This window comes from Cellulomonas sp. P4_D11 (assembly GCF_056401915.1).
The window spans coordinates 53,371-75,776 of sequence record NZ_JBFUIK010000012.1 but is presented as its reverse complement, the minus strand read 5'-3'; the positions used below and the strand labels follow the sequence as shown (position 1 = coordinate 75,776).

22 protein-coding genes and 1 tRNA gene are annotated in these 22,406 nt (G+C 74.7%); 11 read left to right on the top strand and 12 right to left on the bottom strand.

The features are described 5' to 3' along the window. The first annotated feature begins 72 nt into the window (after window positions 1-72). Genes AC1DT4_RS09685 through AC1DT4_RS09675 form a run of 3 tightly spaced genes read left to right on the top strand, consistent with a single transcriptional unit; the run spans window position 73 to window position 6,474 of the window. Window positions 73-1,038 carry a hypothetical protein gene (locus AC1DT4_RS09685; protein WP_477089573.1) on the top strand — a complete coding sequence of 322 codons (966 nt, stop codon included), beginning with the start codon at window positions 73-75 and terminating at the stop codon, window positions 1,036-1,038. Continuing rightward, on the top strand, window positions 1,035-2,879 hold the full coding sequence (locus AC1DT4_RS09680) for a DNA polymerase Y family protein (protein ID WP_477089572.1): 1,845 nt from the start codon (window positions 1,035-1,037) through the stop codon (window positions 2,877-2,879). The genes AC1DT4_RS09685 and AC1DT4_RS09680 overlap by 4 nt, the downstream gene beginning before the upstream one ends. Next, window positions 2,872-6,474, top strand: a complete 3,603-nt coding sequence (locus tag AC1DT4_RS09675; RefSeq protein ID WP_477089571.1) for an error-prone DNA polymerase — start codon at window positions 2,872-2,874, stop codon at window positions 6,472-6,474. The genes AC1DT4_RS09680 and AC1DT4_RS09675 overlap by 8 nt, the downstream gene beginning before the upstream one ends. A 28-nt stretch (window positions 6,475-6,502) precedes the next feature. Here the strand turns inward: AC1DT4_RS09675 and AC1DT4_RS09670 are convergent, their stop codons facing one another. Next, window positions 6,503-7,729, bottom strand: a complete 1,227-nt coding sequence (locus AC1DT4_RS09670) for an AI-2E family transporter (protein ID WP_477089570.1) — start codon at window positions 7,727-7,729, stop codon at window positions 6,503-6,505. Between the two features lie 145 nt (window positions 7,730-7,874). Between AC1DT4_RS09670 and AC1DT4_RS09665 the strand changes: the two genes are divergently transcribed. Continuing rightward, window positions 7,875-7,957 (top strand) — tRNA-Leu (locus AC1DT4_RS09665). Window positions 7,958-8,131: 174 nt separating this feature from the next. Here the strand turns inward: AC1DT4_RS09665 and AC1DT4_RS09660 are convergent. From AC1DT4_RS09660 to AC1DT4_RS09640, 5 genes are all read right to left on the bottom strand, one after another. Next, window positions 8,132-8,329 carry a hypothetical protein gene (locus tag AC1DT4_RS09660; RefSeq protein ID WP_477089569.1) on the bottom strand — a complete coding sequence of 66 codons (198 nt, stop codon included), beginning with the start codon at window positions 8,327-8,329 and terminating at the stop codon, window positions 8,132-8,134. Window positions 8,330-8,456: 127 nt separating this feature from the next. After that, window positions 8,457-9,515, bottom strand: a complete 1,059-nt coding sequence (locus AC1DT4_RS09655; RefSeq protein ID WP_477089568.1) for a DNA glycosylase AlkZ-like family protein — start codon at window positions 9,513-9,515, stop codon at window positions 8,457-8,459. A gap of 4 nt (window positions 9,516-9,519) precedes the next feature. Next, the gene (locus tag AC1DT4_RS09650; protein ID WP_477089567.1) at window positions 9,520-10,140 is read right to left on the bottom strand and encodes a dihydrofolate reductase family protein; all 621 of its coding nucleotides are present in this window, start codon (window positions 10,138-10,140) and stop codon (window positions 9,520-9,522) included. A 90-nt stretch (window positions 10,141-10,230) separates the two neighbouring features. Beyond that, entirely contained in the window at window positions 10,231-11,361 is a 1,131-nt protein-coding gene (locus AC1DT4_RS09645) for an epoxide hydrolase family protein (protein WP_477089566.1), read from the bottom strand. Window positions 11,362-11,444: 83 nt separating this feature from the next. Then, complete coding sequence (locus AC1DT4_RS09640; RefSeq protein ID WP_477089565.1) at window positions 11,445-12,203, bottom strand: helix-turn-helix domain-containing protein; 759 nt, start codon at window positions 12,201-12,203, stop codon at window positions 11,445-11,447. 76 nt (window positions 12,204-12,279) lie between these two features. Between AC1DT4_RS09640 and AC1DT4_RS09635 the strand changes: the two genes are divergently transcribed. From AC1DT4_RS09635 to AC1DT4_RS09620, 4 genes are read left to right on the top strand one after another with little or no spacing between them, the layout of a single operon-like run. Further along, on the top strand, window positions 12,280-12,831 hold the full coding sequence (locus AC1DT4_RS09635) for a DUF1269 domain-containing protein (RefSeq protein WP_477089564.1): 552 nt from the start codon (window positions 12,280-12,282) through the stop codon (window positions 12,829-12,831). A gap of 41 nt (window positions 12,832-12,872) precedes the next feature. After that, a complete protein-coding gene (locus tag AC1DT4_RS09630) occupies window positions 12,873-13,295 on the top strand; it encodes a ChaB family protein (protein WP_477089563.1) in 423 nt (140 codons plus the stop codon). Between the two features lie 29 nt (window positions 13,296-13,324). Beyond that, window positions 13,325-14,131 (top strand): alpha/beta fold hydrolase, encoded by an 807-nt coding sequence (locus AC1DT4_RS09625; RefSeq protein ID WP_477089562.1) that lies wholly within the window; start codon window positions 13,325-13,327, stop codon window positions 14,129-14,131. A 12-nt stretch (window positions 14,132-14,143) separates the two neighbouring features. After that, the gene (locus tag AC1DT4_RS09620) at window positions 14,144-14,434 is read left to right on the top strand and encodes a YciI family protein (protein ID WP_477089561.1); all 291 of its coding nucleotides are present in this window, start codon (window positions 14,144-14,146) and stop codon (window positions 14,432-14,434) included. Here AC1DT4_RS09620 and AC1DT4_RS09615 read toward each other — a convergent pair. From AC1DT4_RS09615 to AC1DT4_RS09595, 5 genes are all read right to left on the bottom strand, one after another. Next, window positions 14,385-14,780 (bottom strand): cupin domain-containing protein, encoded by a 396-nt coding sequence (locus AC1DT4_RS09615; protein WP_477089560.1) that lies wholly within the window; start codon window positions 14,778-14,780, stop codon window positions 14,385-14,387. The genes AC1DT4_RS09620 and AC1DT4_RS09615 overlap by 50 nt on opposite strands. Next, on the bottom strand, window positions 14,777-16,126 hold the full coding sequence (locus AC1DT4_RS09610; protein ID WP_477089559.1) for a DNA polymerase IV: 1,350 nt from the start codon (window positions 16,124-16,126) through the stop codon (window positions 14,777-14,779). Before AC1DT4_RS09610 ends, AC1DT4_RS09615 begins: the two co-directional genes overlap by 4 nt. Before the next feature lie 54 nt (window positions 16,127-16,180). Then, the gene (locus tag AC1DT4_RS09605; RefSeq protein WP_477089558.1) at window positions 16,181-16,825 is read right to left on the bottom strand and encodes an alpha/beta fold hydrolase; all 645 of its coding nucleotides are present in this window, start codon (window positions 16,823-16,825) and stop codon (window positions 16,181-16,183) included. A gap of 116 nt (window positions 16,826-16,941) precedes the next feature. Next, window positions 16,942-17,847 carry a matrixin family metalloprotease gene (locus AC1DT4_RS09600; protein ID WP_477089557.1) on the bottom strand — a complete coding sequence of 302 codons (906 nt, stop codon included), beginning with the start codon at window positions 17,845-17,847 and terminating at the stop codon, window positions 16,942-16,944. A 104-nt stretch (window positions 17,848-17,951) separates the two neighbouring features. Further along, a complete protein-coding gene (locus AC1DT4_RS09595; RefSeq protein ID WP_477089556.1) occupies window positions 17,952-18,713 on the bottom strand; it encodes a fructosamine kinase family protein in 762 nt (253 codons plus the stop codon). A gap of 15 nt (window positions 18,714-18,728) precedes the next feature. Between AC1DT4_RS09595 and AC1DT4_RS09590 the strand changes: the two genes are divergently transcribed. After that, window positions 18,729-19,628, top strand: coding sequence for an aminoglycoside phosphotransferase family protein (locus tag AC1DT4_RS09590; RefSeq protein ID WP_477089555.1), 900 nt, complete (start codon window positions 18,729-18,731; stop codon window positions 19,626-19,628). On the opposite strand, the gene AC1DT4_RS09585 is transcribed toward AC1DT4_RS09590, so the two are convergent. Continuing rightward, complete coding sequence (locus AC1DT4_RS09585) at window positions 19,629-20,150, bottom strand: Lrp/AsnC family transcriptional regulator (RefSeq protein WP_477089554.1); 522 nt, start codon at window positions 20,148-20,150, stop codon at window positions 19,629-19,631. Between the two features lie 120 nt (window positions 20,151-20,270). On the opposite strand from AC1DT4_RS09585, the gene ald reads away from it, so the two are divergent. Next, a complete protein-coding gene (ald, locus tag AC1DT4_RS09580; RefSeq protein ID WP_477089553.1) occupies window positions 20,271-21,389 on the top strand; it encodes an alanine dehydrogenase in 1,119 nt (372 codons plus the stop codon). A gap of 9 nt (window positions 21,390-21,398) precedes the next feature. Beyond that, window positions 21,399-22,403 (top strand): NAD-dependent epimerase/dehydratase family protein, encoded by a 1,005-nt coding sequence (locus AC1DT4_RS09575; protein WP_477089552.1) that lies wholly within the window; start codon window positions 21,399-21,401, stop codon window positions 22,401-22,403. Window positions 22,404-22,406 lie beyond the last annotated feature (3 nt).

The following is a 22,406-nucleotide window of genomic DNA, read 5'->3' as shown; positions in this document are numbered from 1 at the left end:
TACTTCGAACAGATGTTCGATGAAGGTCTCGAGAGCACCCTCTCATCGGCCGATCGAGGGGAGGTGCAGGCGGTGGACGTGGCAGTGGAGGTGGTGTCGGACGCGGCCGCCGGCACGCCGTCCCGCGAGGACCGGGTCATGCGGGCACGGGCTGCGCTCGCGCGCGCCGAGCAGCGCACGGGGGCGCGCAGCGTGCTGCCGCTGGGCGGCCTCGCGACGACGGCTGTCGCCCGTGCAGCAGGCGGGGCAGGCGACCGCGGGCACGTCGGTGCCGGACCGGCCGAGCCCGCGGTGCGCGAGGCGGCGGCCACCCTGCACCCGGCCCCGAGCCTGCACGCGGCCCCCGTCACGACCTCGGCCCCCGCAGCGGTCGCGCTGGTCCCCGACCTCGCCGGCCCGCCGGAGCCGCCGACCACGGGGGTCATCACCAGCGAGCGCCCTCCGATGGCGGTGCCGCCGCCGCTGGTGCCGATCCTGCCCGAGGGCCTGCGCCGCGGCGGCACCACGGTGGTCACGGGATCGACCTCGCTGGTGCTGGCGCTGCTCGCGCACGCGTGCGCCGGTGGTGCCTGGGCCGCGGTCGTCGGGCAGCCCACCGTCGGCCTGCTCGCGGCGGCCCAGGCGGGCGTGTCGCTCGACCGGCTGGCCGTGGTGCCGCGGCCGGGTCTCGAGGCGCCGACCGTGGTGGCCGCGCTGCTCGACGGGGTGGACGTGGTGGTCGTCGGCCCCGAGGTCGCGCTGACCGACGCCGAGCGCCGCAAGCTGTCGGCACGCGCCCGGGACCGCGGGGCCGTGCTGCTGTCGACCGTCGACTGGCCCGGTGCCGGCGTGGTGCTCACGGTCGAGTCGGGCCGGTGGACGGGGATCGACGCGGGCGAGGGGCGCCTGCGCACGCACGAGATCCGGCTGGTCCGCACCGGCCGGGGGAGCGCCGCCGTGCCGCGCGCGCTCGACCTGACCCTGCCGATCGGGTCGTCGACCGTCCCGCAGGTCCCGGCCCAGGCGGCGCCCGCACCCGGCCTGAGGCTCGTCGGATGAGCACGCGCACGACCGTCCTGTGGGTCCCGGACTGGCCGGTGGTGGCCGCGGCGACCTCCGAGGAGGTGCCGCCGCACCAGCCGACCGCCGTGCACGACGGCCGGCAGCTCACCGCGGTGTCCGCCCTCGCGCGGGCGGAGGGCGTGCGCCGGGGGATGCGGCGGCGGCAGGCGCAGGGGGTCTGCCCCGAGCTGGTGCTGCTGCCGGCGGACGACGCCCGCGACGTGCGGCTGTTCGAGCCGGTCGCGGCGGCGGCCGAGACCGTGGTGGCCGGCATCGAGGTGGTCCGCGCCGGGATGCTGCTGCTGCCCGCGGGCGGCGCGAGCCGGTACCACGGCTCGGAGGACGCGCTGGCGGAGAAGCTCATCGACGCGGTCGCGGCCGGGTCCGGGCACGAGTGCGCGGTCGGCACGGCGGACGGGCTGCTGGCGGCCGTGCTGGCCGCCCGGACCGGTGCGGTGGTGCCGCCCGGGGGGTCGGCGGCATACCTGGCCCCGCGCGGGGTGAGCGAGCTGGTGCACGCCGCGGTCACCGACGAGGCGGCCTCCGCGGTGGCCGAGCTGGTCGACCTGCTGCACCGCCTGGGGCTGCGGACCCTCGGCCGGCTCGCCGCGCTGCCACCGACCGACGTGCACGCCCGCTTCGGGCGGCTCGGTGCCTGGGCGCAGCTGCTCGCGCGCGGCGACGACGAGCGGCCGCCCGCGCGCCGGCGGCCGGAGGMGGACCTCGAGGTGGCCACGGACCTCGACCCGCCGCTCGACCGCGTGGACTCGGCGACGTTCGCCGGCCGCCGGCTGGCCGAGGAGCTCCACGCGCTGCTGGTGCAGCACTCCGTCACCTGCGGGCGCCTGCAGATCGCTGCGCGCACTGACGAGGGCACCGACCTGGTACGGACCTGGCGCACGGATCTCGGCGGGTGGGGTGGGCTGACCCCGGCGCGCATCACCGACCGGATCCGCTGGCAGCTCGAGGGCTGGCTGGCGTCGAGCGCGGTCGAGACGGCCCGGGCGCGGGCGGCCGACGACCCCGCCGGGCGTGCCCGTGCACGGACCGCGCGGGACGCCGTCACGTCGGGCCGGGACCCGTGGGCGCACGACGACCTGCCCATCAACCCGTGGCCGGACGACGAGACGCGGGCGGTCACGCTGGTCCACCTCGCGGTCACCGCCCTCGACGTCGCACCGGCCGGCGCCGAGCAGGGGCGGCTGTGGGGCGGCCCCTCCGGCGGTGACCTGCGCGCGCACCGGGCGCTCGACCGGGTGCAGGGGATCGTCGGCGGGGCGGGGCTGCTCGTCGCGACCCTGCAGGGCGGGCGCGACGTGCGGGACCAGGTGCACCTGCGGCCGTGGGGCGAGCAGACGGAACCGGCACGGCCCGTGGACCGGCCCTGGCCGGGGCGGCTGCCGGACCCCGCGCCCGCGACCGTGCTGGAACCGCCGGAGCGGGTCGACGTGCGCGACGCCTCCGGGGTCCCGGTCGTGCTCGACGTGCGCAGGGGGATGCGCGGCGAGCCGGCCTGGGTGCGGTGGCTGCCGCCGGCGCGGGACGACGACGTCGCGCCACAGCGCGGTCGGGTCGATGGAGCGCCGAGCGCCGGCGGACGTCGACGAGGCCGGGCCGAGTCGTGGGACGCCGCCCTCGAGCGCGTGCGGTCCGCGGACACCGCCCCGCGCGCGGTGGTCGGGTGGGCCGGGCCGTGGCTGCTGAGCGAGCGCTGGTGGGTGACCGCCGACGACCGCCCCGGGCTGCGGGCGCACCTGCAGGTGACCTTCGACGACGGTCGCGCGGTGCTGCTGGCGTGCACGGCGAGCGGGTGGACGTGCGAGGCGACCTATGACTGAGAGGGCTGCGGAGTTCCCGCCCCGGTACGCCGAGCTGCACGCCCACTCCGCGTTCAGCTTCCTCGACGGCGCCAGCCAGCCCGAGGAGCTCGCCGCCGAGGCGTCGCGGCTCGGGCTCGGGGCTCTCGCGCTCACCGACCACGACGGCCTCTACGGTGTCGTCCGGTTCGCGCAGGCGGCGAAGGCGGTCGGGCTGCCCACCGTGTTCGGCGCGGAGCTGCACCTGCCCGCCCCGGACGGTCGCCGGCACCCGCGGGAGAAGGCGCGCGCCACCCCCGGACCGCCCGTGCTCGACCTGCCGACCGGCATCCCGGACCCGCGGGCGTCGCACCTGCTCGTGCTCGCCCGCGGGCCGGACGGGTACCGAGCCCTGTCCCGCGCGATCGCGGAGGCGCACCTGCGCACGGGCCAGAAGGGCGCGGCCGACTACCGGCTGGACGAGCTCGCGGCGACCGCCGCCGGGCAGTGGCTCGTGCTCACCGGCTGCCGCAAGGGGTCCGTCCGGCGCGCGCTCGCGGGCGGGGACCCGTCGGGCGTCGCCGGGGTCAGCGCCACCTGGGTCGCGGCTGCGCGGACCGAGCTCGACCGGCTGGTCGCGCTGTTCGGGCGGGACAACGTGGCCGTCGAGATCACCGCGGCCGGCGACCCCTACGACTCCGACCGCGCCGACGCCCTCGCGCTCCTCGCCGCCGACGCCGGGCTCCCGCTCGTCGCCACCGGCAACGTCCACTACGCCACCCCGCGCGACGCCGACCTGGCCGCTGCGCTCGCAGCGGTCCGTGCCCGGTCCTCGCTGGAGGACCTGGACGGCTGGCTGCCCGGCGGCCCGATGGCGCACCTGCGGTCGGCCACCGAGATGCTCGCGCTGCACCGCCGGCACCCCTCGGCGGTGGTGACCGCGGCGGACCTGGCCGACGAGTGCGCGTTCGACCTGTCGCTCGTCGCGCCCCAGCTGCCGCCCTACCCGGTGCCGTCCGGCCACACCGAGGCCACGTGGCTGCGCGAGCTGGTCCGTCGCGGCGCCCTCGAGCTGTACGGACCGCCGGAGTCGGAGAAGGTCCCCGGCGCGTACGCGCAGCTGGCGCACGAGCTGCGGGTGATCGAGGACCTCGGCTTCCCGGGGTACTTCCTCGTGGTCTACGACCTGGTCGACTTCTGCCGTCGCAACGGGATCATGGCGCAGGGCCGCGGCTCGGCCGCCAACTCGGCCGTCTGCTACGCCCTGCGGGTCACCGCGGTCGACGCCGTCCGGCACGGGCTGCTGTTCGAGCGCTTCCTCGCGCCCGAGCGGGACGGGCCGCCGGACATCGACGTCGACATCGAGTCCGCACGGCGCGAGGAGGTCATCCAGTACGTCTACGAGAAGCACGGACGTACCCACGCCGCGCAGGTGGCCAACGTCATCTCCTACCGCCCGCGGTCGGCGGTCCGGGACGCCGCGCGGGCGCTCGGGTACGACGCCGGGCAGCAGGACGCATGGGCGCAGTCGATCGAGCGGTGGGGAAGCCTGCGGTCGACCGCGCCGACGCCGCCGCCCGAGAAGCCGTCCGCGGGGCCGGGTCGTCGGCAGGCGCGCCCGCACGCCGGGCACACCGGCCCGGTGCCCGAGCCGCCCGCCGCGGTGAGCACCGCGCGCGAGGATCGTCGGCGGACGCAGGCCTCGATGTGGGGCAACACGTGGGAGCCGCCCTCGATGCTGCGCGCCCCGAAGGGCGTGGACACGCCCGGCCTGGCGACGGCGGACGGGCACGACGTCGTCCCGGCGATCCGGCCTCCTGCGGCCAGCGACCTCGACGAGATCCCCGAGCAGGTCATCGACCTGGCGGACCGGTTCCTGCGGCTGCCGCGGCACCTGGGCATCCACTCGGGCGGCATGGTGATGTGCGACCGGCCGGTCATCGAGGTGTGCCCGGTGGAGTGGGCACGGATGCCGGGGCGCACGGTGCTGCAGTGGGACAAGGAGGACTGCGCGGACGCGGGGCTGGTGAAGTTCGACCTCCTGGGCCTCGGCATGCTCACCGCGCTGCGCATCGGGTTCGGGTTCGTGCAGGAGCACGAGGGCAGGAAGCTGGACCTGCACGGGCTGCCTGCCGAGGACCCGCGCGTGTACGACCTGCTCAGCGCCGCCGACACGGTGGGTGTGTTCCAGGTGGAGTCCCGCGCGCAGATGGGCACCCTGCCGCGCCTGCAGCCGCGGACGTTCTACGACATCGTCATCGAGGTCGCGCTCATCCGCCCCGGCCCCATCCAGGGCGGCTCGGTGCACCCGTACATCGAGCGCGCGCACGGCCGCCAGCCCGTGACGTACCTGCACCCACTGCTGGAGAAGTCGCTGGCCAAGACCAAGGGCGTGCCGCTGTTCCAGGAGCAGCTCATGCAGATGGCCATCGACGTCGCCGACTTCACGCCGGCCGAGGCCGACCAGCTGCGGCGGGCCATGGGGTCCAAGCGGTCGACCGAGCGGATGGAGGCGATGCGCGGCCGGCTGATGTCCGGCATGGCCGGGCACGGGATCGACGAGAAGACCGGGCAGGAGATCTTCGACAAGCTCAAGGCCTTCGCCGACTTCGGGTTCCCCGAGTCGCACGCGTACTCGTTCGCGTTCCTGGTCTACGCCAGCGCGTGGCTGAAGGTGTACCACCCGGCGGCGTTCTACGCCGGGCTGCTCGCGGCGCAGCCGATGGGCTTCTACTCGCCGCAGAGCCTGGCCGCCGACGCCCGCCGGCACGGCCTGGAGGTGCTGCGCCCCGACGTGCAGGCGTCCGACGTGCTCGCGGTCGTCGAGCGGCTCGGCCCGACGCCCTCCGGCGGTGAACCGCGGCTGGTGCCGACGCCGAGCGGGACCGGTCCTGTCACCGCGCCGGGGGTGCGGACGGGCGACGGCGTGCGCGCGCTGGCGGTCCGGCTGGGCCTCTCGTCCGTGCGGTCGGTGGGGGAGGACGTCGCACGACGCGTGGTCGACGAGCGTCGCGCACGAGGCCCGTTCGCGGACCTGCGGGAGCTGGTCCGGCGCGTCCAGCTCTCGACCGCGCAGCTCGAGGCCCTCGCCACCGCCGGAGCGCTCGACAGCCTCGGGGTCACGCGCCGGGAGGCGCTGTGGGCGGCCGGCGCGCTCGCGCAGGAGGGCCCGGACACCCTCCCGGGGGTCTCGGTGGGGGTGAGCGCACCGATGCTGCCGGGTCTCAGCGACGTGGAGATCGCGACCGCCGACGTCTGGGCGACGGGGGTCTCCGTCGACTCCTACCCCACCCAGTTCGTGCGCGACGGGCTCGACGCCGCCGGGGTGCTCCGGGTGGAGCAGGCGTACACCCACGAGATCGGGCGCCGGGTCGCTGTCGCCGGCGTCGTGACCCACCGGCAGCGGCCGGGCACGGCGGGCGGGATCACGTTCCTGTCGCTCGAGGACGAGACCGGGCTGCTCAACGTCATCTGCTCGGCGGGGCTGTGGCAGAAGTTCCGCAAGGTGGCCCGCACGTCGCGGGCGCTGGTCGTCCGGGGCCGGCTGGAGCGGTCGGACGGCGCGACCAACCTGGTGGCCGAGCACCTGAGCGCGATGTCGCTGAAGGTCCGGTCGGCGTCACGCGACTTCCGCTGACGCGGCCGCGACGTGGCGGTGGTGACGCTCAGGGCTGCTTGACGACCTCGTCGTCCTCGAGCTGCGGAGCATCGTCGACGGGTTCGACCTCGTCGTCCGAGTCCTCCTCCTCCATCGGCGGGTCCAGGGTCCGCAGCCGGGAGAAGATCGCCCAGCACACCGCCACGAGCGGCACGGAGATGACGGCGCCGAGGATGCCCGCCGTCAGGGTTCCCGCAGTGACCGCCAGTGCGATCACGACCGGGTGGATCGACACCTGCTTGCCCATGACGATCGGCTGCAGGATGTGCCCCTCGAACTGACCGATGAGCGCGATGCCGATGCCGACGATCGCGGCCGACAGCAGCCCGTTGGCGGCGAGCGCCACGATCATCGCCACGACCATGGCGGCCGGGGCACCGATCAGCGGGATGAACGCGCCGATGAACACCAGAACGGCGAGCGGCGCGGACAGCGGCACGCGCAGGACGGTCAGCAGGATGAAGGCGAGAGCACCGTCGGTCACCGCGATGATCACCGTGCCGCGCGTGTAGCCGGAGAACGTGTACCAGCCGGCGCCGCCCGCCGTCTTCCAGCTCTCGCGCACCCGGGCGGGCAGCTGGTTGAGGAACCACGTCCACATCTCGCGCCCGCGGGCCAGGAAGAACACCGTGCAGAAGATGGCCAGCGCGAGCGCGGTGAACACCTCGACCACGGAGCCGGCCCCGGCGGCCGCCTGGCCCGCCAGGTCGCCGGCGTGATCCTGCACCCACTTCTGCCCGTTGCTGATCCACTCGGCGATCTGCTCGTTGGTGATGGTGAACGGCAGGTTCCCGTTCTCCAGGAAGTCCGTGATCTGGCCGATGCCATCGCTGAACTGCTTGGTGAGGTCCGTCCACTGGTTCGCGATCGAGTACCCGACGTACGTCAGGAGCCCGAGGAAGAACACGATGCCGCCAAGGAGTGCCAGGGCCGTCGCCAGCCCCCGCGGCATCGTGCGGGCCAAGAAGTCGACGACCGGCCGCAGGACCGCGGTGAACACGAACGCCAGGAACAGGGCGACGAAGAGGAGCTGCACGCGACCGGTGACGTAGAAGATCAGCGCGACCATGGCGATGACGACGAGAAGCCGCCACGAGGTGCCGGCAGCGCTGCGCAACCACCGCGGGGCGGTGTGCTCGACCCCGTACGCGCTCGGGTTGCGGCGAGCGCCGGCAACCTTGCGTGCGGCGGGGCCGGACGCACCCCGTCCGGTCGAGCTGCTGGCGTCCGTCATGGGGCTCCCTGCGTCAAGCCGATGACGTCCTGTCTCGGCGCCTGCGGCCAGTCTGCCTCGCGGGGGCGATGCGTGCCCGGGCGCCGCGCCGTGCTATCTTTTCTGCCGCACCTGAGGGCGCCTCCGGGTGCCCTGCGGTCCACCTGTCCGGGTGGCGGAATGGCAGACGCGCTAGCTTGAGGTGCTAGTGCCCGAAAGGGCGTGGGGGTTCAAGTCCCCCTCCGGACACTCGTTGAGACAGCGACGAAAGTGCCCCTGATCTGCGGAGACGCGGATCGGGGGCATTCTTCGTTCCTGGACCCGCCTGCGGCCGGGTCGGCCGTGCAGCGCGCGCGGGAGACTGTCGCCGTGCGGAGAGCCCGGGAGCAGGGGCGTCGTGACCGCGGTATGGGCTGACGGGGGTCAGCGGCGGGCGGCGCGGCGCTCCCAGCGGCCGGCGAGCGCGTACATCCCGGCGGCGACGGCCAGGAAGCCGGCGAAGCGCACCGCGGTGCCCGGCCAGGTGGTCCACAGGGGCTCGCGCGACGCCACCAGCACGACGAGGAGCAGGAGCGCGGCGGCGGGCGCCGCCCACAGCGCGATCACTCGCGGGTTCGTCATCGTCGACCGCCCAGCTCACGCCGGCGCCGGTGCCGGTCCCACGCCGGTCTCGGTGCCGACGTCCCCACAGGATGCGACGGCAGGACGCCGACGTCACTAGCGGTCTTGCTATCCGGACAAAAGGGGCCTACCGCTCCAGGAGCGGCGCGATGCGCTGGGCCTCCGCAGCCAGATCCTCGGCCGCGACCGACGGGGCAGAGGGGAACCAGGTGACGGCGACCTCGTTGCCCTCCGGGGTCCAGGTGCCGCTCACGACGCCGCCGACGAGGACGACGTTCGCCCCCCGCGAGATCTCCTGGCGATGAGCCGGCGGGACCACGTGCGGGTCCGCGGTCCCGGGTCCGAGGACCCACTGGTCGTAGCGGGGCAGAAGTCGGACGGCCGTCGTCGGCGCCGTGGCGGTCAGCTGGTCGAGGTCCTCGCGCAGGACGAGGGCGGGCTCGCCGTCCACGTCGAGCTGTGCCAGGCGCTCGCCGAACCCGGCGATCCAGGTCCGCAGGCGCTTGCGGGCGGCGCCGAGGCCCTCGCCGAGCCAGCGGTGCACGTGGTCGGTCGTGGTGGGTCCGTACGCCCGGAGGTACGCCTCGATCGCGCGCGGCCCCGCCTCGTCGACGTCGGGCAGCCCGGTCCACCGCGGGTTGGTGTCCAGGCGTTGCAGGGTCGGGCGCCCGTCGCGGCTGGGTCCGAAGCACAGGTCGCCCTGCCACGCGAGCGCCTTGAGCAGGGTCCACGTGACGTCGAGCCGGCGGTACGCGGGGCGCGACGTGACCGCCGCCGCCAGCTCGTCGATCGTGAGCGGACCCCCGGCGAGGGCGTCGCGGACCGACTCGCGGAACGCCGGCCAGTCGGACGGGGCCAGGCCGTAGTACGACTGCCAGCTGGGCAGCTCCCACATCCGGCTGTCGCCGCGCAGGGCCAGGTAGGTTCCCGCGTCCTCGGGCGTCATCAGGTGGACGGCGCCGCGGAAGGCGAACGTCATGACCAGCTCGCCGTCGGCCAGGGCGCGCGTGACGTCGCCGGGCCGCGCGCTGCGGCGCCGGATGCCGACGGCGAGCTCGGCGGCGTCGTTCTGGGTCGGGACGGCACCCAGGGCATGCACGACGTCCGCGGCCGAGCCGTCGCCGACCGGCTCGAGCAGGTGGCGCCGCAGCCGCCACGCGAGCGCCTGCGGCCAGCTGATCGCCACGGCGTCAGCCCTCGTCGGCGCCCGGGAGCTTGTCGGTGACGTCGTCGTACCCCTCGGCGCCGGGCAGCTGGCTCGGAGCGTAGATCAGCCGGACGACCCCGGTCGGGAACACGTCGGAGCGCAGCAGCCGCAGCGGGTAGATCGGCTCGCCCTCGTCGAACAACCGCTCGCCGTGCCGAGCGGCGACCGGGTGCACCAGCAGGCGGAGCTCGTCGAGCAGCCCCGCGGCGAGCAGCTGGCGGACCACGGAGACCGAGCCGCCCACGAGGACCTTCTCGACGCCGGGCTCGGCCTTGAGCGCCGTGACCGCCTCGACGAGGTCGCCCTGGATCGGCTCGGCGTTGCGCCACCCGAGGTCCTGGGTCCCGCGCGTGACGACGACCTTGCGCATGTCACCGAGCTGCGCCGCATACGTGGCGTCCTCGCCGCCGGCGGTCTCGCGGCCCGGCCACGCGCCCGCGAAGCTGTCGTACGTCACACGCCCGAGCAGCAGCACGTCGGTCCCGGCGTAGTCGTCCCCCACGGCGGCGCCCATGTTCGCGTCGAAGTACGGGAAGTGCCAGGCGGGGTCGATCTCGACCACACCGTCGAGGGAGATGAACAGGGTGGAGACGAGCGTCGCCATCGGGTCCTCCAGTCAGCGCGACCGCACGGCGCGGTCTCTCGACACGATCAGACCGCATCCCACCCACATCTGCCCAGGGCACGGCGGCCCTCAGCCGACGAGCACCGACGCCAGGAACGCGCGGAGGTCGGCGGCGAGCTCCTCCGGACGCTCCAGGGCGGGGAAGTGGCCGCCCCGCGGGTGCTCCGCCCAGTAGGCGAGGTGACCGTCCGGGTCGAGGATGCGGCGCATCAGCGGTTCGTCGCCGAACGCGACCATCCCCTGCGGGCGGTCGTGCCGGCGGCCCCAGGCCGCGGGGGCGTGCGCCGCCTCGTAGAGCAGGTTCGCCGCGCCGTCGCCGCCCCGGCCGAACCACGCCACGCTGACCAGCGTGAGGAGGTCATCGAGGTCGACGGCGTCCTCGGGCAGCTCGCGCTGGGGGTCGGTCCACTCGCGGACCTTCTCGGCGATCCACGTCAGCTGCATGGCGGGGGAGTCGGTGAGCCCGTACGCGACGCTCAGGGGCCGGGTGGTCTGGACCTGCAGGTACCCGAAGTCCTCGGAGCGGGCGGCCTTGAGCGCCTCGTGCCGCTCCTTCTCCTCGGCGGTCAGGTGATCGGTCGGCGGCGTGTAGGCGGTCGCGATCGCGCCGGGGTCGGTGGCGACCAGCGAAGCGATCACCCGGCCACCTGCCTCGAGGCACACCTGCTCGCTGATCCCGGCGCCGACGTCGCCGCCGAAGACCGCGTAGCGGTCGTAGCCGAGCCCGGTCATGATCCGGTCGAACGCCAGCGCGGTCCGGCCGAGGTCCCACCCGATCCCGGTCAGCGGCGTCGAGAAGCCGAAGCCCGGGATCGACGGGGCGACGACGTGGAACGCCGGGCCGTCGGCCGGCTCGGCGAGGAGCGGCGCCAGGGTGGCGAACTCGACGAACGACGCCGGGTAGCCGTGGCACAGGAGCAGGGGGATCGCGCCGTCCTGGTCCGAACGCACGTGCAGGCCGTGCACGGGCTGCCCGTCGACGTCGGCGACGAACTGGGGCATCCGGTTCAGCCGCCGCTCCTGGGTGCGCCAGTCGAACGAGGTCCGCCAGTGCTCGGTGAGGCGGCGGGCGTACGCCACCGGGGTGCCGCGCTCCCACCCGGACGTGAGCTCGGCCGGCCACCGGGTGCGGCCGAGGCGGTCGACGAGGTCGTCGACGTCCGCGTCAGGGATGCTGATCTCGTACGGCCGGATGTCCATGGCGATGCCTTCCCCTCCGAGGTGGTGTCCCCTCGAGTCAAGCCGCCGGCGCCCGCGTCGTCTTGAACCGGGGCGACACCCGCTCAGACGGGCTCGTCGCGCTGCTGCGACTGGCCGGGCGTGTATCCCGTGAGCCGCTTGAGGTCGCGCGTGAGGTGCGACTGGTCGGCGTAGCCGAGCTCCTGGGCGACGTCCGCGATGGGGTGCCCGCCCTGCAGGCGCGCCACGGCCTCGCGGGCGCGCGCGATCTGGCGGACGTGCCGCGGGCTCATTCCCGTGACGTGCGTGAAGTGCCGCTCGACCGACCGGGGGGACAGCGGCACGGGAGCGCCGTCGAGGGCGGCCTCGACGACGTCGTCGTGGGCCAGGTGGCAGCGCTCAGCCAGCGAGTCCACCAGGGCGTCGACGCCGACGCCCTCGAGGTCCGGGAACGGCCACGTGCTGCCGGCCAGCAGGAACGTCGTCGGTGACGGCATCCAGAGGGCGATCGTGCGGTCGCACATGGTGCGCACGGGGACGTGGGTGAAGTAGGTGCCCGCGGCGAACCGGATGCCCGTGTTGACGTTGCCAGCGGTGTACGGGACCACGGTCGGTTGCGACGACGGGCCGCTGAGCAGGACGCGGCGGCCGTGCCCCGTGATCGTGAAGATCATGTCCCAGCGGGCGTCGGCCGACGCGAGGTAGGTGCCGTCGGTGGCGTCACGCGTGTGCCAGACCACGTCGACGAACGGCGAGGCCGAGGTCCTCTCCTCGTAGAGGAAGCCCATGCCCAGCCAGGGTAGACCGGCCCGTGCTCGCGACAGGGTGGCCCGTGCGACGTCGCCGCGCAGCGTGGTCGGCACGTGCGCAGAGTCGCTGGTCAGGTCTACGGTCGATCACGCACCAAGTCAGACATCGACGGACCACAAGGAGCACTTCATGTCGGACGATCAGCCCACCGATGTCGTCGCCGCACTGAGCGACGGCGCCTTCACCCTCTTCGTGGCGGACTTCACGGACACCGACACGGCGTGGCAGGCCTACGAGACGCTCAAGTCGGTGGAGGACGGCAAGACCCTCGACATCGAGGGCGTCATCGTCGTCAAGCGCGACGCGGACGGGAAGCTCGAGATCCAGAAGGCCACCGACCACAGCACGCGCCGGGGCCTGTCCTGGGGCGTCGTCGGCGGCGTCGCGCTCGGCCTGATCTTCCCGCCGTCCATCATCGGCAGCGCTGCCGTGCTGGGTGCGGTGGGCGCGGCCACGGGCAAGGCGCGCGAGCTCCACAACCGCAAGGGACTGGCGGAGGAGCTGCAGGACTCGATCGCTCCAGGACACTCCGGCATCGTCGCTCTCGTCTCCGACCCGGGCGCCGTCGCGATCCGCAAGGCGCTCGACAAGGCCGACGCGATCGTCGAGAAGGCCATCGACAAGGCGGAGGCCGACGAGATCAAGGCGGCGGCCGACGAGGCGCAGGCCGAGACGAAGTAGCTGCGCTGGCGGCGTCCGGATCGGGGCGTCACGATCGTCCTGTGCCCAAGACGACCCGATCCGGCGCCGCCAAGCAGAGCGAGCTGCCGAGCACGCTGCAGCGTTCCGACGAGAAGGCGCAGCGCACCTACGCCCACGCGTACGACGCGGCGATCGAGCAGTACGACGGCGACGAGGAGCGCGCGCACCGCGTCGCGTTCGCCGCGCTGAAGCACACCCACGAGAAGGTCGGCGACAGCTGGCGCCCCAAGCAGGAGTACGGGCCGTCCGACCAGCACGCCGAGGAGGGCTACGGCTCGACCGCGCCCACGGCCGGCGGAGTCGATGCCAACGCGAGCAAGGCGCACCTGTACGACGTGGCGAAGGAGCTCGGGATCGACGGGCGCTCGCGGATGAGCAAGGGCGAGCTCGTCGAGGCGATCGAGAAGGAGAACGACCGCCGCAGCCGCCGGGCGCTCGAGTGACCGAGCGGATGGTCGAGGTGGCCCACGGCGTGAGCCTCTGCGTCGACGTGCGGGGGACGGGCGAGCCGCTGGTGCTGGTGCACGGCGCGGGCTGCGGGCTCGTCGCGTGGCCGGACGGATTGGTCGACCTCCTGGCTCGTCACCACCGGGTGCTCCGCTTCGACGCGCGCGACCAGGGCCGCTCGACCTCGTGGCCGGTGGGGGAGCCGGGCTACGACACGAGCGACAACGTCGCGGACGTGCTCGCGCTCATGGACGACGAGGGTGTCGACCGCGCGCACGTGCTGGGCGTCTCGGGCGGCGGCCTCGTCGGCCAGCAGCTCGCGATCGACTCGGCCGACCGCGTCTCGGCGCTCACGCTCGTGAGCAGCACCCCGGGGTCGGGCGACCTGCCGGGGATGTCGGACGAGCTGCGGGCGTTCTTCGACGGAGGGTCGCCGGAACCGGACTGGGACGACCGTGACGCGGTGGTGGCCTACCTCACCGAGCTCGAGCGGCCGTTCCAGCGGGCGGGCTTCGACGAGTCCCTGCAGCGGCAGATCGCGGAGCGCACCGCGGACCGGGCACGGGACGTGCGGGCCGCCACGACCAACCCGTTCCTGGTCGACCCGGGACCATCGTGGCGCGACCGCCTGGGCGAGATCACCGCGCCGACGCTCGTCGTGCACGGATCTGATGACCCCCTGTTCCCGCTCGCGCACGGCGAGGCGCTGGCGCGGGAGATCCCCCGTGCGGAGCTGCTCGTCGTCCCCGATGCAGGGCACGGGGTGCCGCCCGAGCGCGCGTGGCCCGAGGTGGCCGCCCGCGTCGAGGCGCTGACCCAGGCCGGGCGGTAGGCGATGTTCCTCGTGGTGCTCACGCGGTCCGGTCCCCTGTGGGACGTCACCCGTCCGCTGGAGGAGCAGGTCGGCTGGACCGAGCACGCGCGGTTCATGGACGGGCTTGTCGACGAGGGCTTCCTGGTGCTCGGAGGCCCGCTGGCCGACGAGGTGCGCGTGGTGCACGCCGTCGACGCCGACTCCGTGGAGCAGGTGCGGACGACGCTGGCGCGGGACCCGTGGAGCGGGACGCACCTCGTCGTCGCCTCGATCACGCCGTGGACGATCCGGCTGGACGGTCGGGGCCGAGCTCCCGGGTGACGGCGGTGCGCGGGCCGCCCGCGTCGCCGGTGTTGGCCGTCCCGGCGAGCTCGACCAGCAGCGCCGACACCTCCCCGTCTGCCCGCGGGCAGTGCTCGACGCCGCGCGGGACGACGAAGACGTCCTGTGGCCCGAGCACGACGTCGCCGTCGCGCAGCTGGATCGTCAGGGAGCCGGCGACCACGACGAACATCTCGTCGGTGTCGGGGTGGGTGTGCCACACGAACTCGCCGTGCAGCTTGACCACCTTGAGCTCGTGGTCGTTGAACCGGGCGAGCAGGTGCGGCTGCCACGGCTCGGGCACCTGTTCCAGCGCGGCGACGATGTTGCGCGGTGCGGCTGTCATGCGTCGAGCGTAGGAGCCAGGGGCGGCACGAGCAGGAGCGGGTCGGTCTCGAGGTCGACCACCTGCGAGCGGGCCGGCGGGGTGTCCACGCTCTCGAACCGGACGGTCGCCTGGCGCCCACGGACGTGGACCACCCAGCCGCGCCCGAGCGTCGCGTGCTCGACGTCGAGTCCCGGGCGCGCGTTCGCCTCGGTGAGCAGTCCGAGGGTCGTCGGGCCGTCGGGGGGATCCTCGACGACGGGCGCCGGTTCGTCGTCGCCCCACGGGAGCGTCAGCTGGGCGTGCGCGGAGAGGTTGTGGAACGAGACCCCGAGCAGCCGCACCGAGTCGCTGATCCCCGCGGCGCGGGCCGCCTGGTGCGCGGCGGCGCGCAGCTCGGTGGGCTCGGCGGACGGCTGGGGCAGCGTGACGGACCGGGTCAGGGTGGTGAAGTCGGCGAACCGCACCTTGGCGACGACGGTCCGGGCGCCACCGCCGTGCGCGGTCAGCCGGCGCAGCGCCTCGTCGGTGACGCGGTCGATCGCGGCGGCGATCAGGTCCGTCCCGAAGATGTCCTCCGCGAACGTGCGCTCTGCGCCGACGGACTTGCGCTCGCCGCCGGGCGCCACGGGACGGGGGTCGATCCCGCGGGCCAGGCGGAAGAGGTTGGCGCCCGACGACTCGCCGACCGTCATGGTGAGGACGTCGAGCTCCTGGCGGCGCAGGTCGGCGACCGTGCGGACGTCGAGGCGCTCGAGCGCGGCCGCCGTCGCGGGACCGATGCCGGGCACGGCGCGCACGGGCAGCGGCAGGAGGAAGTCGTCCTCGTCGGCGGGCTCGACCACGAGCAGCCCGTCGGGCTTGCCGGCGTCCGACGCGAGCTTGGCGATGAGCTTGGTGCGGCCGATGCCGATGGACACCGCGAGGCCCGTGAGCTCCCGGATCCGGGCGCGGACGTCCGCGGCCGCCGCCGCGGGGTCGTCGGCGAACGGGCCGGCCTCGAGGTCGACGAACGCCTCGTCGATGCTCAGCGGCTCGACGAGCTCCGAGAGTGTGCCGAGCGTGGCCATGATGATCCGCGAGTACGCGGAGTACGCCTCGAACCGGGGGAACAGCACGGCGGCGGCGGGGGCCAGGCGGCGCGCGCGGCTCATCGCCATCGCGGACCGGGCGCCGGCCCGCCGCGCCTCGTAGGACGCGGTCGACACGACCCCGCGCGGCCCCGTCCCGCCGACCAGCACGGGCTTGCCGCGCAGCGACGGCTTGTCGCGCTGCTCGACCGCCGCGAAGAACGAGTCGGCGTCTGCGTGCAGGACTGTCGCCCGGGTGCGCAGCCGTGAGGCGTCGGCGAGGTGCGCGGGGTCCACGCCCCTACTGTGCCTGGCGGGACACGGTTTCCCGCACCGCGGCGCAGCGGGCCGTCAGGCGATCGCGAGGCCGCCGCGGTGGCGCAGCTCGTGCAGGGCGTCGAGCAGGACGCGGTTGAACGCGACCGGCGCGTGGGAGTTCACGTCGTGCCCGGCACCGGGGACCACCGTCAGGCGCGTGCCGGGACGGGCGTCGCGGTACCGGCGCTCGTCCAGGCGGAGGGGGTCGCGGCTGCCGTTGACCAGCCAGACCGGCAGAGCGGTGCGGCGCAGGTCGGTCAGCGGGGAGTAGCCGGACATCGCGGCGAGCATGTCGGTCACCACGTGCCAGTCACCGCCGCCGAGGCGCAGGGCCCGGGTGACCATCCCGGACAGGCGGCGGTAGGTGTGCAGCGGCTTGCCCTTGATCTCCGTCGAGCAGCCAGCCAGAACCACGCCCGCGACCTTGTCCTCGTGCCGGCGGGCGTACGCCAGGCTCGTGTAGCCGCCGAGCGAGAGGCCGACCAGCAGCGGCGGCTCGGAGCACGAGTCCACGGCCTCGTCGATGGCGACCAGGGCGCCCTCGAGGCTGAACCGCTCGTGCGACCGGCGCCCGTGCCCGGGCAGGTCCAGCGTCACCGTCGGGTGCCCGGAACGCTCGAGCGCCTCGACCTGTCGCCGCCAGATGACGGACGACGTCCGGGTGCCGTGCACGAGCACGATCGGTCGACGGTGGATGGCGGTCTCCTCGGAGTTCCTTCGTGGGCGCGGCGAGCGTACCCACCGGACCTGGGAGTTCCGTGAGAGAGCGTGCGTGGGCGGCGTGGAGGGTTCGGTCAGACGTTCGGTGCGCACTCGCCGCTGCCGAGGGCCGCGAGCCCCGCCAGGTCGCCCGTCCCGAAGCCGGAGACGGACGTGCTGGTGCTCGGGTACATGAGCTGGGTGGGGTCGTCCACGTGGTCGAGGCCGACGAGGTGGCCGAACTCGTGCGTCACGATGCCGAGGGCCGTCGCGCGAGTGCTGGGCGTCGCCATCAGGGTGCCCAGGTCGGTGGCGTCGAGCGTGACCGATCCCGTGACGTACACCGACCGCCCCGACCGGGTCACCGCGGCCGACCCGCCGATCCCCGCCACGTCACCGGCCAGCTCCGGGGTCTCGTCGGGCGCCGACCAGGCGACGAGCACGGGTGCCCAGCGCTTCCCGTAGCGGTCGGGCTGGTACGCCTCGCGGTCCGGGCTCGGCGCCTCGGCCGTCGCGCCGTCGTCGACGAACCGGAGCCCCGTCGCCGCGGACACGGTGGCGACGGCGGCGGTGATGAACTCCGCGCCGCCGAGGGGAGCCCCGTCGGGCCGCACGACGTAGTGGATCGGCCGGCACGGGCTGTACGCCACCGGGCCGTTCCCGTCGGGCTGCATCGTCGTGAACGCGAACACCCCGTCCGCCGGGTGCCCGGCGGGCGGCGCGCCCAGCGGGACGGAGGCCTCCTCGAGGCCCGACGGCGGGCCGAACATCGTGGCCGTCGCCATCCACCAGCGGCCGCCGACCACCAGCACGCCGACGATGAGGGCGACGACGAGGAGGAAGCCGAGGCGCGGGCCGCGGCGCACCCGCACCGCGGGGCCGAGGAAGCGGACGACCCGGTCCTCCAGGGGTCCGCGCGGGTGCGGCAGGAGCGGCGGGAAGGGCTCGTCGCCCCGCGCGCCGACCCAGGGATTGAGTCCCTGCGGGTCGCCTGCGCTCACCCTGCGTCCACCCCTGCACTCCTCCACACTCTGCGCGTCGGTCCGCGCAGGATCGCACATGCCGCAGTCGCGCGCGCGGGGCGATCGCCCCCGTCACGCACCCGTCAGGCGCCCCATTCACCCGCGAGGCGCAGCAGCTGCGCGCGGTAGCCGCCGCCGAACAGCAGCGCGTGGACGCCGACCGGGTACACCTGGTGCAGGCCGACCCGGCGCTGCCACCCGGCGCGCAGCGGCCGCACCGACTGGTACCCCGCGAGGACGTCCGGCAGGAACGGGAAGCCGAAGAGGGCGAGCATGGCGAGGTCCGTCTCGCGGTGCCCGCCGTGGGCCGCGGGGTCGATCAGCGTGACCCCGTCGACCGTCCAGACGGCGTTGCCGGCCCACAGGTCGCCGTGCAGCCGGGCCGGCGGCTCGTCGTCGTCGAYGGCGCCCGACCGCACCCGGTCGGCCACCCGGCTGACCGCGTCGGCCGGCTCCGGCGACCCGGCCTCGCGCAGGGCCACGGCCAGCGGGTCGAGCCGGCACTCCGCCAGGAAGCTGCCCCAGCCGCCGTGGGCGCCGGAGGGCATCGGGAGAGGCTGGTCGAGCGGCCCGAAAAACCCGTCGCCCGCCCACCCGTCCGGCGGGCTGCCGAAGGCGGGGGCGCCCGCCGCGTGCGTCCGGGCCAGGTCGCGCCCGAACGCGGCCGCCAGCGGGCGCGTCGGCGGGGCGGGGGCCAGCCGGCGCAGGTCGAGCCCGTCGTCGTCGACCCCGAGCACCTCGACCACGCGCGCGCCGCCCGCGGCCCGGAGCCAGTCGAGGCCCGCCGCCTCGCACGCGAAGAAGCCCGCGGGCGCGCCGACCCGCTGCTTGCGGAAGACGTCCATCGCTAGCCTCGCTCCGTGGCCGGTCCCGACATCCCTGCGATCCTGCACGACGGAGTGGGCCGCACGCCCGCCGGACGGGCGTGGATCGACCGGCTCCCCGACCTCGTCGGCCGGGCCGTCCAGCGCTGGGACCTGACGCTCGGGGCGCCGTTCGTCACCGGGGCGGCGTCGTGGTGCGCGCCGGGGACCACGGCCGTGGGGCGGCCGGTCGTCCTCAAGGTGTCGCTCCCGCACGACGAGGCGCGCGACGAGGTGGTCGCACTCCGGTCCTGGCACGGCCACGGCGTCCCGGAGGTGCTGGCTGCCGACGCCGACGACTGGGCGCTGCTGCTCGAGCGCATCGAGCCCGGGACCCCGCTCGCCGACGCGCCCGGGACCCCCCAGGAGCGGCTCGAGATCGGCGCGGGTGTGGCCCGGGTCCTGTGGGCCGTGCCCGACGTGCCGCCCGTGCCACTGCTCGGGGAGGTGTGCGCGGGGTGGGCGGACCTGCTGGAGGAACGGGCCGCGCGCCACGACGCCGACGCCGGCCTCGTGCGGGACGCGGCGGACCTGCTGCGCACGCTCCCGGGGGACGGTTCCGTGCTGATCCACGGCGACCTCAACCCGGGCAACATCCTCGACGCCGGGGGCCGGTGGCTCGCCATCGACCCGAAGCCGATGCGCGGCGACCCGGCGTACGACCTGTGGCCCCTGCTCGAGCAGGTGGACGACCCGTTCGCGCACGCCGACGCGGCCCGCGTCCTGCGCGCGCGGGTGCAGGCGGTGGCGGGGCACCTGGACCCCGCGCGCATCGGCGCGTGGGCCTTCGCGCGGTGCACCGAGTCGGCACTGTGGGTGTGGGACGAGCTCGACGACGAACCCGTGGCCCGCCGGATCCTCGCGCAGGCGGCCGTCTGGGCGCGGATGGCCCGCTGATCAGATCGAGGCCGTGCCCGGGGCGTGCACGTGCTCGAAGACGAGGCTCGTCTGGGTGTGGGCGACCTCGGGGCGGGTGCTCAGGTGCTCGAGCACGAACGCGCGCAGCTCGCGCGAGTCGCGGACGGCCACGTGCACGAGCACGTCGTCGACGCCCGCGAGCAGGTACACGTCCCGCACCTCCGGGCGCTGCGCCAGCCGGTGGGCGACCTCCGCGAGCCGGGCCCGGGCCGCGGCCTGGAGGCGGACGGCGATCATCGCCTGCAAGCCCCGGCCGACGGCCTCGGGGTCGACCTGCGCGTGGAAGCCGCGCAGCACGCCCGACTCGCGCAGCGCCCGGACGCGGGCGTGGCACGTGGATGGCGCGATCCCGGCCAGAGCGGCGAGCTCCTTGTTCGAGATGCGGCCGTCGCGCTCGAGCTCGCTGAGCAGGCGCCGGTCCACCTCGTCGAGCTCGACGGCGCCGAACGTCGTTCGCTTCGGACCGGTGAGAGGCTCGCTCGTGGAATCGAGGGCGGACATGTGGCGAATCTAGCGAATGTTCATCGATCGTCATGCGTTGGCAACACAGGAAGTTCAGAATTGCCGATGAGTGCTGGCCGGCACGAGATGTCACACACACAGAAGGCGACGGAGCCCATCATGAAGGTCGGCATCCCCAGCGAGGTCAAGAACCGCGAGTACCGCGTGGCCGCCACCCCGGCGGGCGTCCACCACCTGGTGTCCTCCGGCCACGAGGTGCTCGTCCAGGCGGGCGCGGGCGAGGGCTCCGCCATCACCGACGAGCAGTACGTCGCGGCCGGCGCCCGGATCGTCGCCTCGGCCGCCGAGGTGTGGGCGAGCGCCGACCTGGTCTGCAAGGTCAAGGAGCCTGTGCCGTCGGAGTACGGCTACCTGCGCGACGACCTCGTCCTCTTCACCTACCTGCACCTCGCGGCCGACCGCCCCGCCACGGACGCGCTGCTCGCGGCGGGCACCACCTCGATCGCCTACGAGACCGTGCAGCTGCCCGACGGCTCCCTGCCGCTGCTGGCGCCCATGAGCGAGGTGGCCGGTCGGCTGTCCACGCAGGTCGGTGCCTACCACCTGATGAAGAACGAGGGCGGCGCCGGCGTGCTGCTGGGCGGGGTGCCCGGTGTCGACGCCGCGAAGGTCGTCGTGCTCGGCGGCGGCGTCGTCGGCCGGCACGCGGCCGAGATCGCGGTCGGCATGCGCGCCGACGTGGCCGTGCTCGACCTGTCCATGCCGCGGCTGCGCGACACCGACTCCGCGTTCGGCGGCCGGGTGCGGACCGTGGCGTCCAGCGCCTACGCGATCGAGCGCGAGCTGCTCGACGCGGACCTCGTGATCGGGGCCGTGCTCGTGCCCGGCGCCCGCGCGCCGCGGCTGGTCACCAACGAGCTCGTCTCCCGCATGAAGCCCGGCTCCGTGCTGGTGGACGTGGCGGTCGACCAGGGCGGCTGCTTCGAGGACACGCGCGCGACGACGCACGACGACCCGACCTACGCGGTGCACGGGTCCGTCTTCTACTGCGTCGCCAACATGCCCGGCGCCGTCCCGGTCACGTCCACACGCGCGCTGACCAACGTGACGCTGCCGTACCTCGGGGCGCTCGCGGACCTGGGCTGGCACGGCGCGGTCGACGCCGACCCCTCGCTGGGCGCCGGCCTGACCACCCACGCCGGCCGGCTCTACAACGCGGCGGTCGGGCGGGCGCACGGCTACCGCACGTACGAGGACCTGACGAGCGCGCTGGCGTAGCGTCGGGCCATGGCGACGGCGCTGGTCATCGGCGGGACAGGGCAGATCGGCCGGGCCGTGGTGCCCGCGCTGCTGGCGGACGGCTGGGACGTGCGGGTGCTCGCGCGCCACGCGGCCGACGTCGAGGGTGCGCGGGTGGTGGTCGGTGACCGCGCCGACCCGGACACGCTCGACGCCGTGCTCGGGTCCGGCGTCGACGTCCTGGTCGACGTCGTGGCGTACGACGACCGGCACGCGGAGCCCCTGGTCGCGCGGGGCGACCGGATCGGGTCGGCGGTGATCGTCTCGAGCGGCGCGGTCTACGTCGACGACGTCGGCAACGGCTTCGAGACGGACGAGTTCGGCAGCTACCCGATGCCGATCGACGAGGACCAGCCGACCGTCGAGGCCGGCCGCGACACCTATGCGACCGGCAAGGTGGCCCTCGAGCGGGCGTGGGCGGCCTCCGCGGTGCCGACGACGATCCTGCGACCCGGCGCCATCCACGGCCCGTGGTGCCGCCAGCCGCGGGAGTGGACGTTCGTCAAGCGGGCCCTCGACGGCCGGGACGTCCGCGTGCTCGCCTACGACGGCGAGAGCCGGTTCCACACCACGGCGACCTCGGTGCTCGGCGAGCTGACCCGGCTCGCCGCCGCGCGCCCGGCCCACCGCGTGCTCAACGCCGTGGACCCGCGGGCGCTGACGGTCGCCGAGATCTCCGCCGTCGTCGACGCCGCGATGGGCGTGAGCCCGACCTACGTGATGCTCCCCGGTGCCCCCGCGGGCGACCTCGGGAGCACGCCGTGGACGGTGCCGCACCCCGTCGTCCTCGGCATGGCCCGCGCCGTCGCGGAGCTCGGATACGTGGCCCCGGGGCACTACGAGGACACCGTCGGAGCCTGTATCGAGTGGCTCGTCGACGCCGCGTCGCGCCGCGACTGGCGCGAGGCGTTCCCGGCCTTCGTGCGGATGGACCCGGACGACACGTTCTTCGCGTACGCCGCGGAGGACGAGTTCCTCGCCCGCACGTCGTGACGG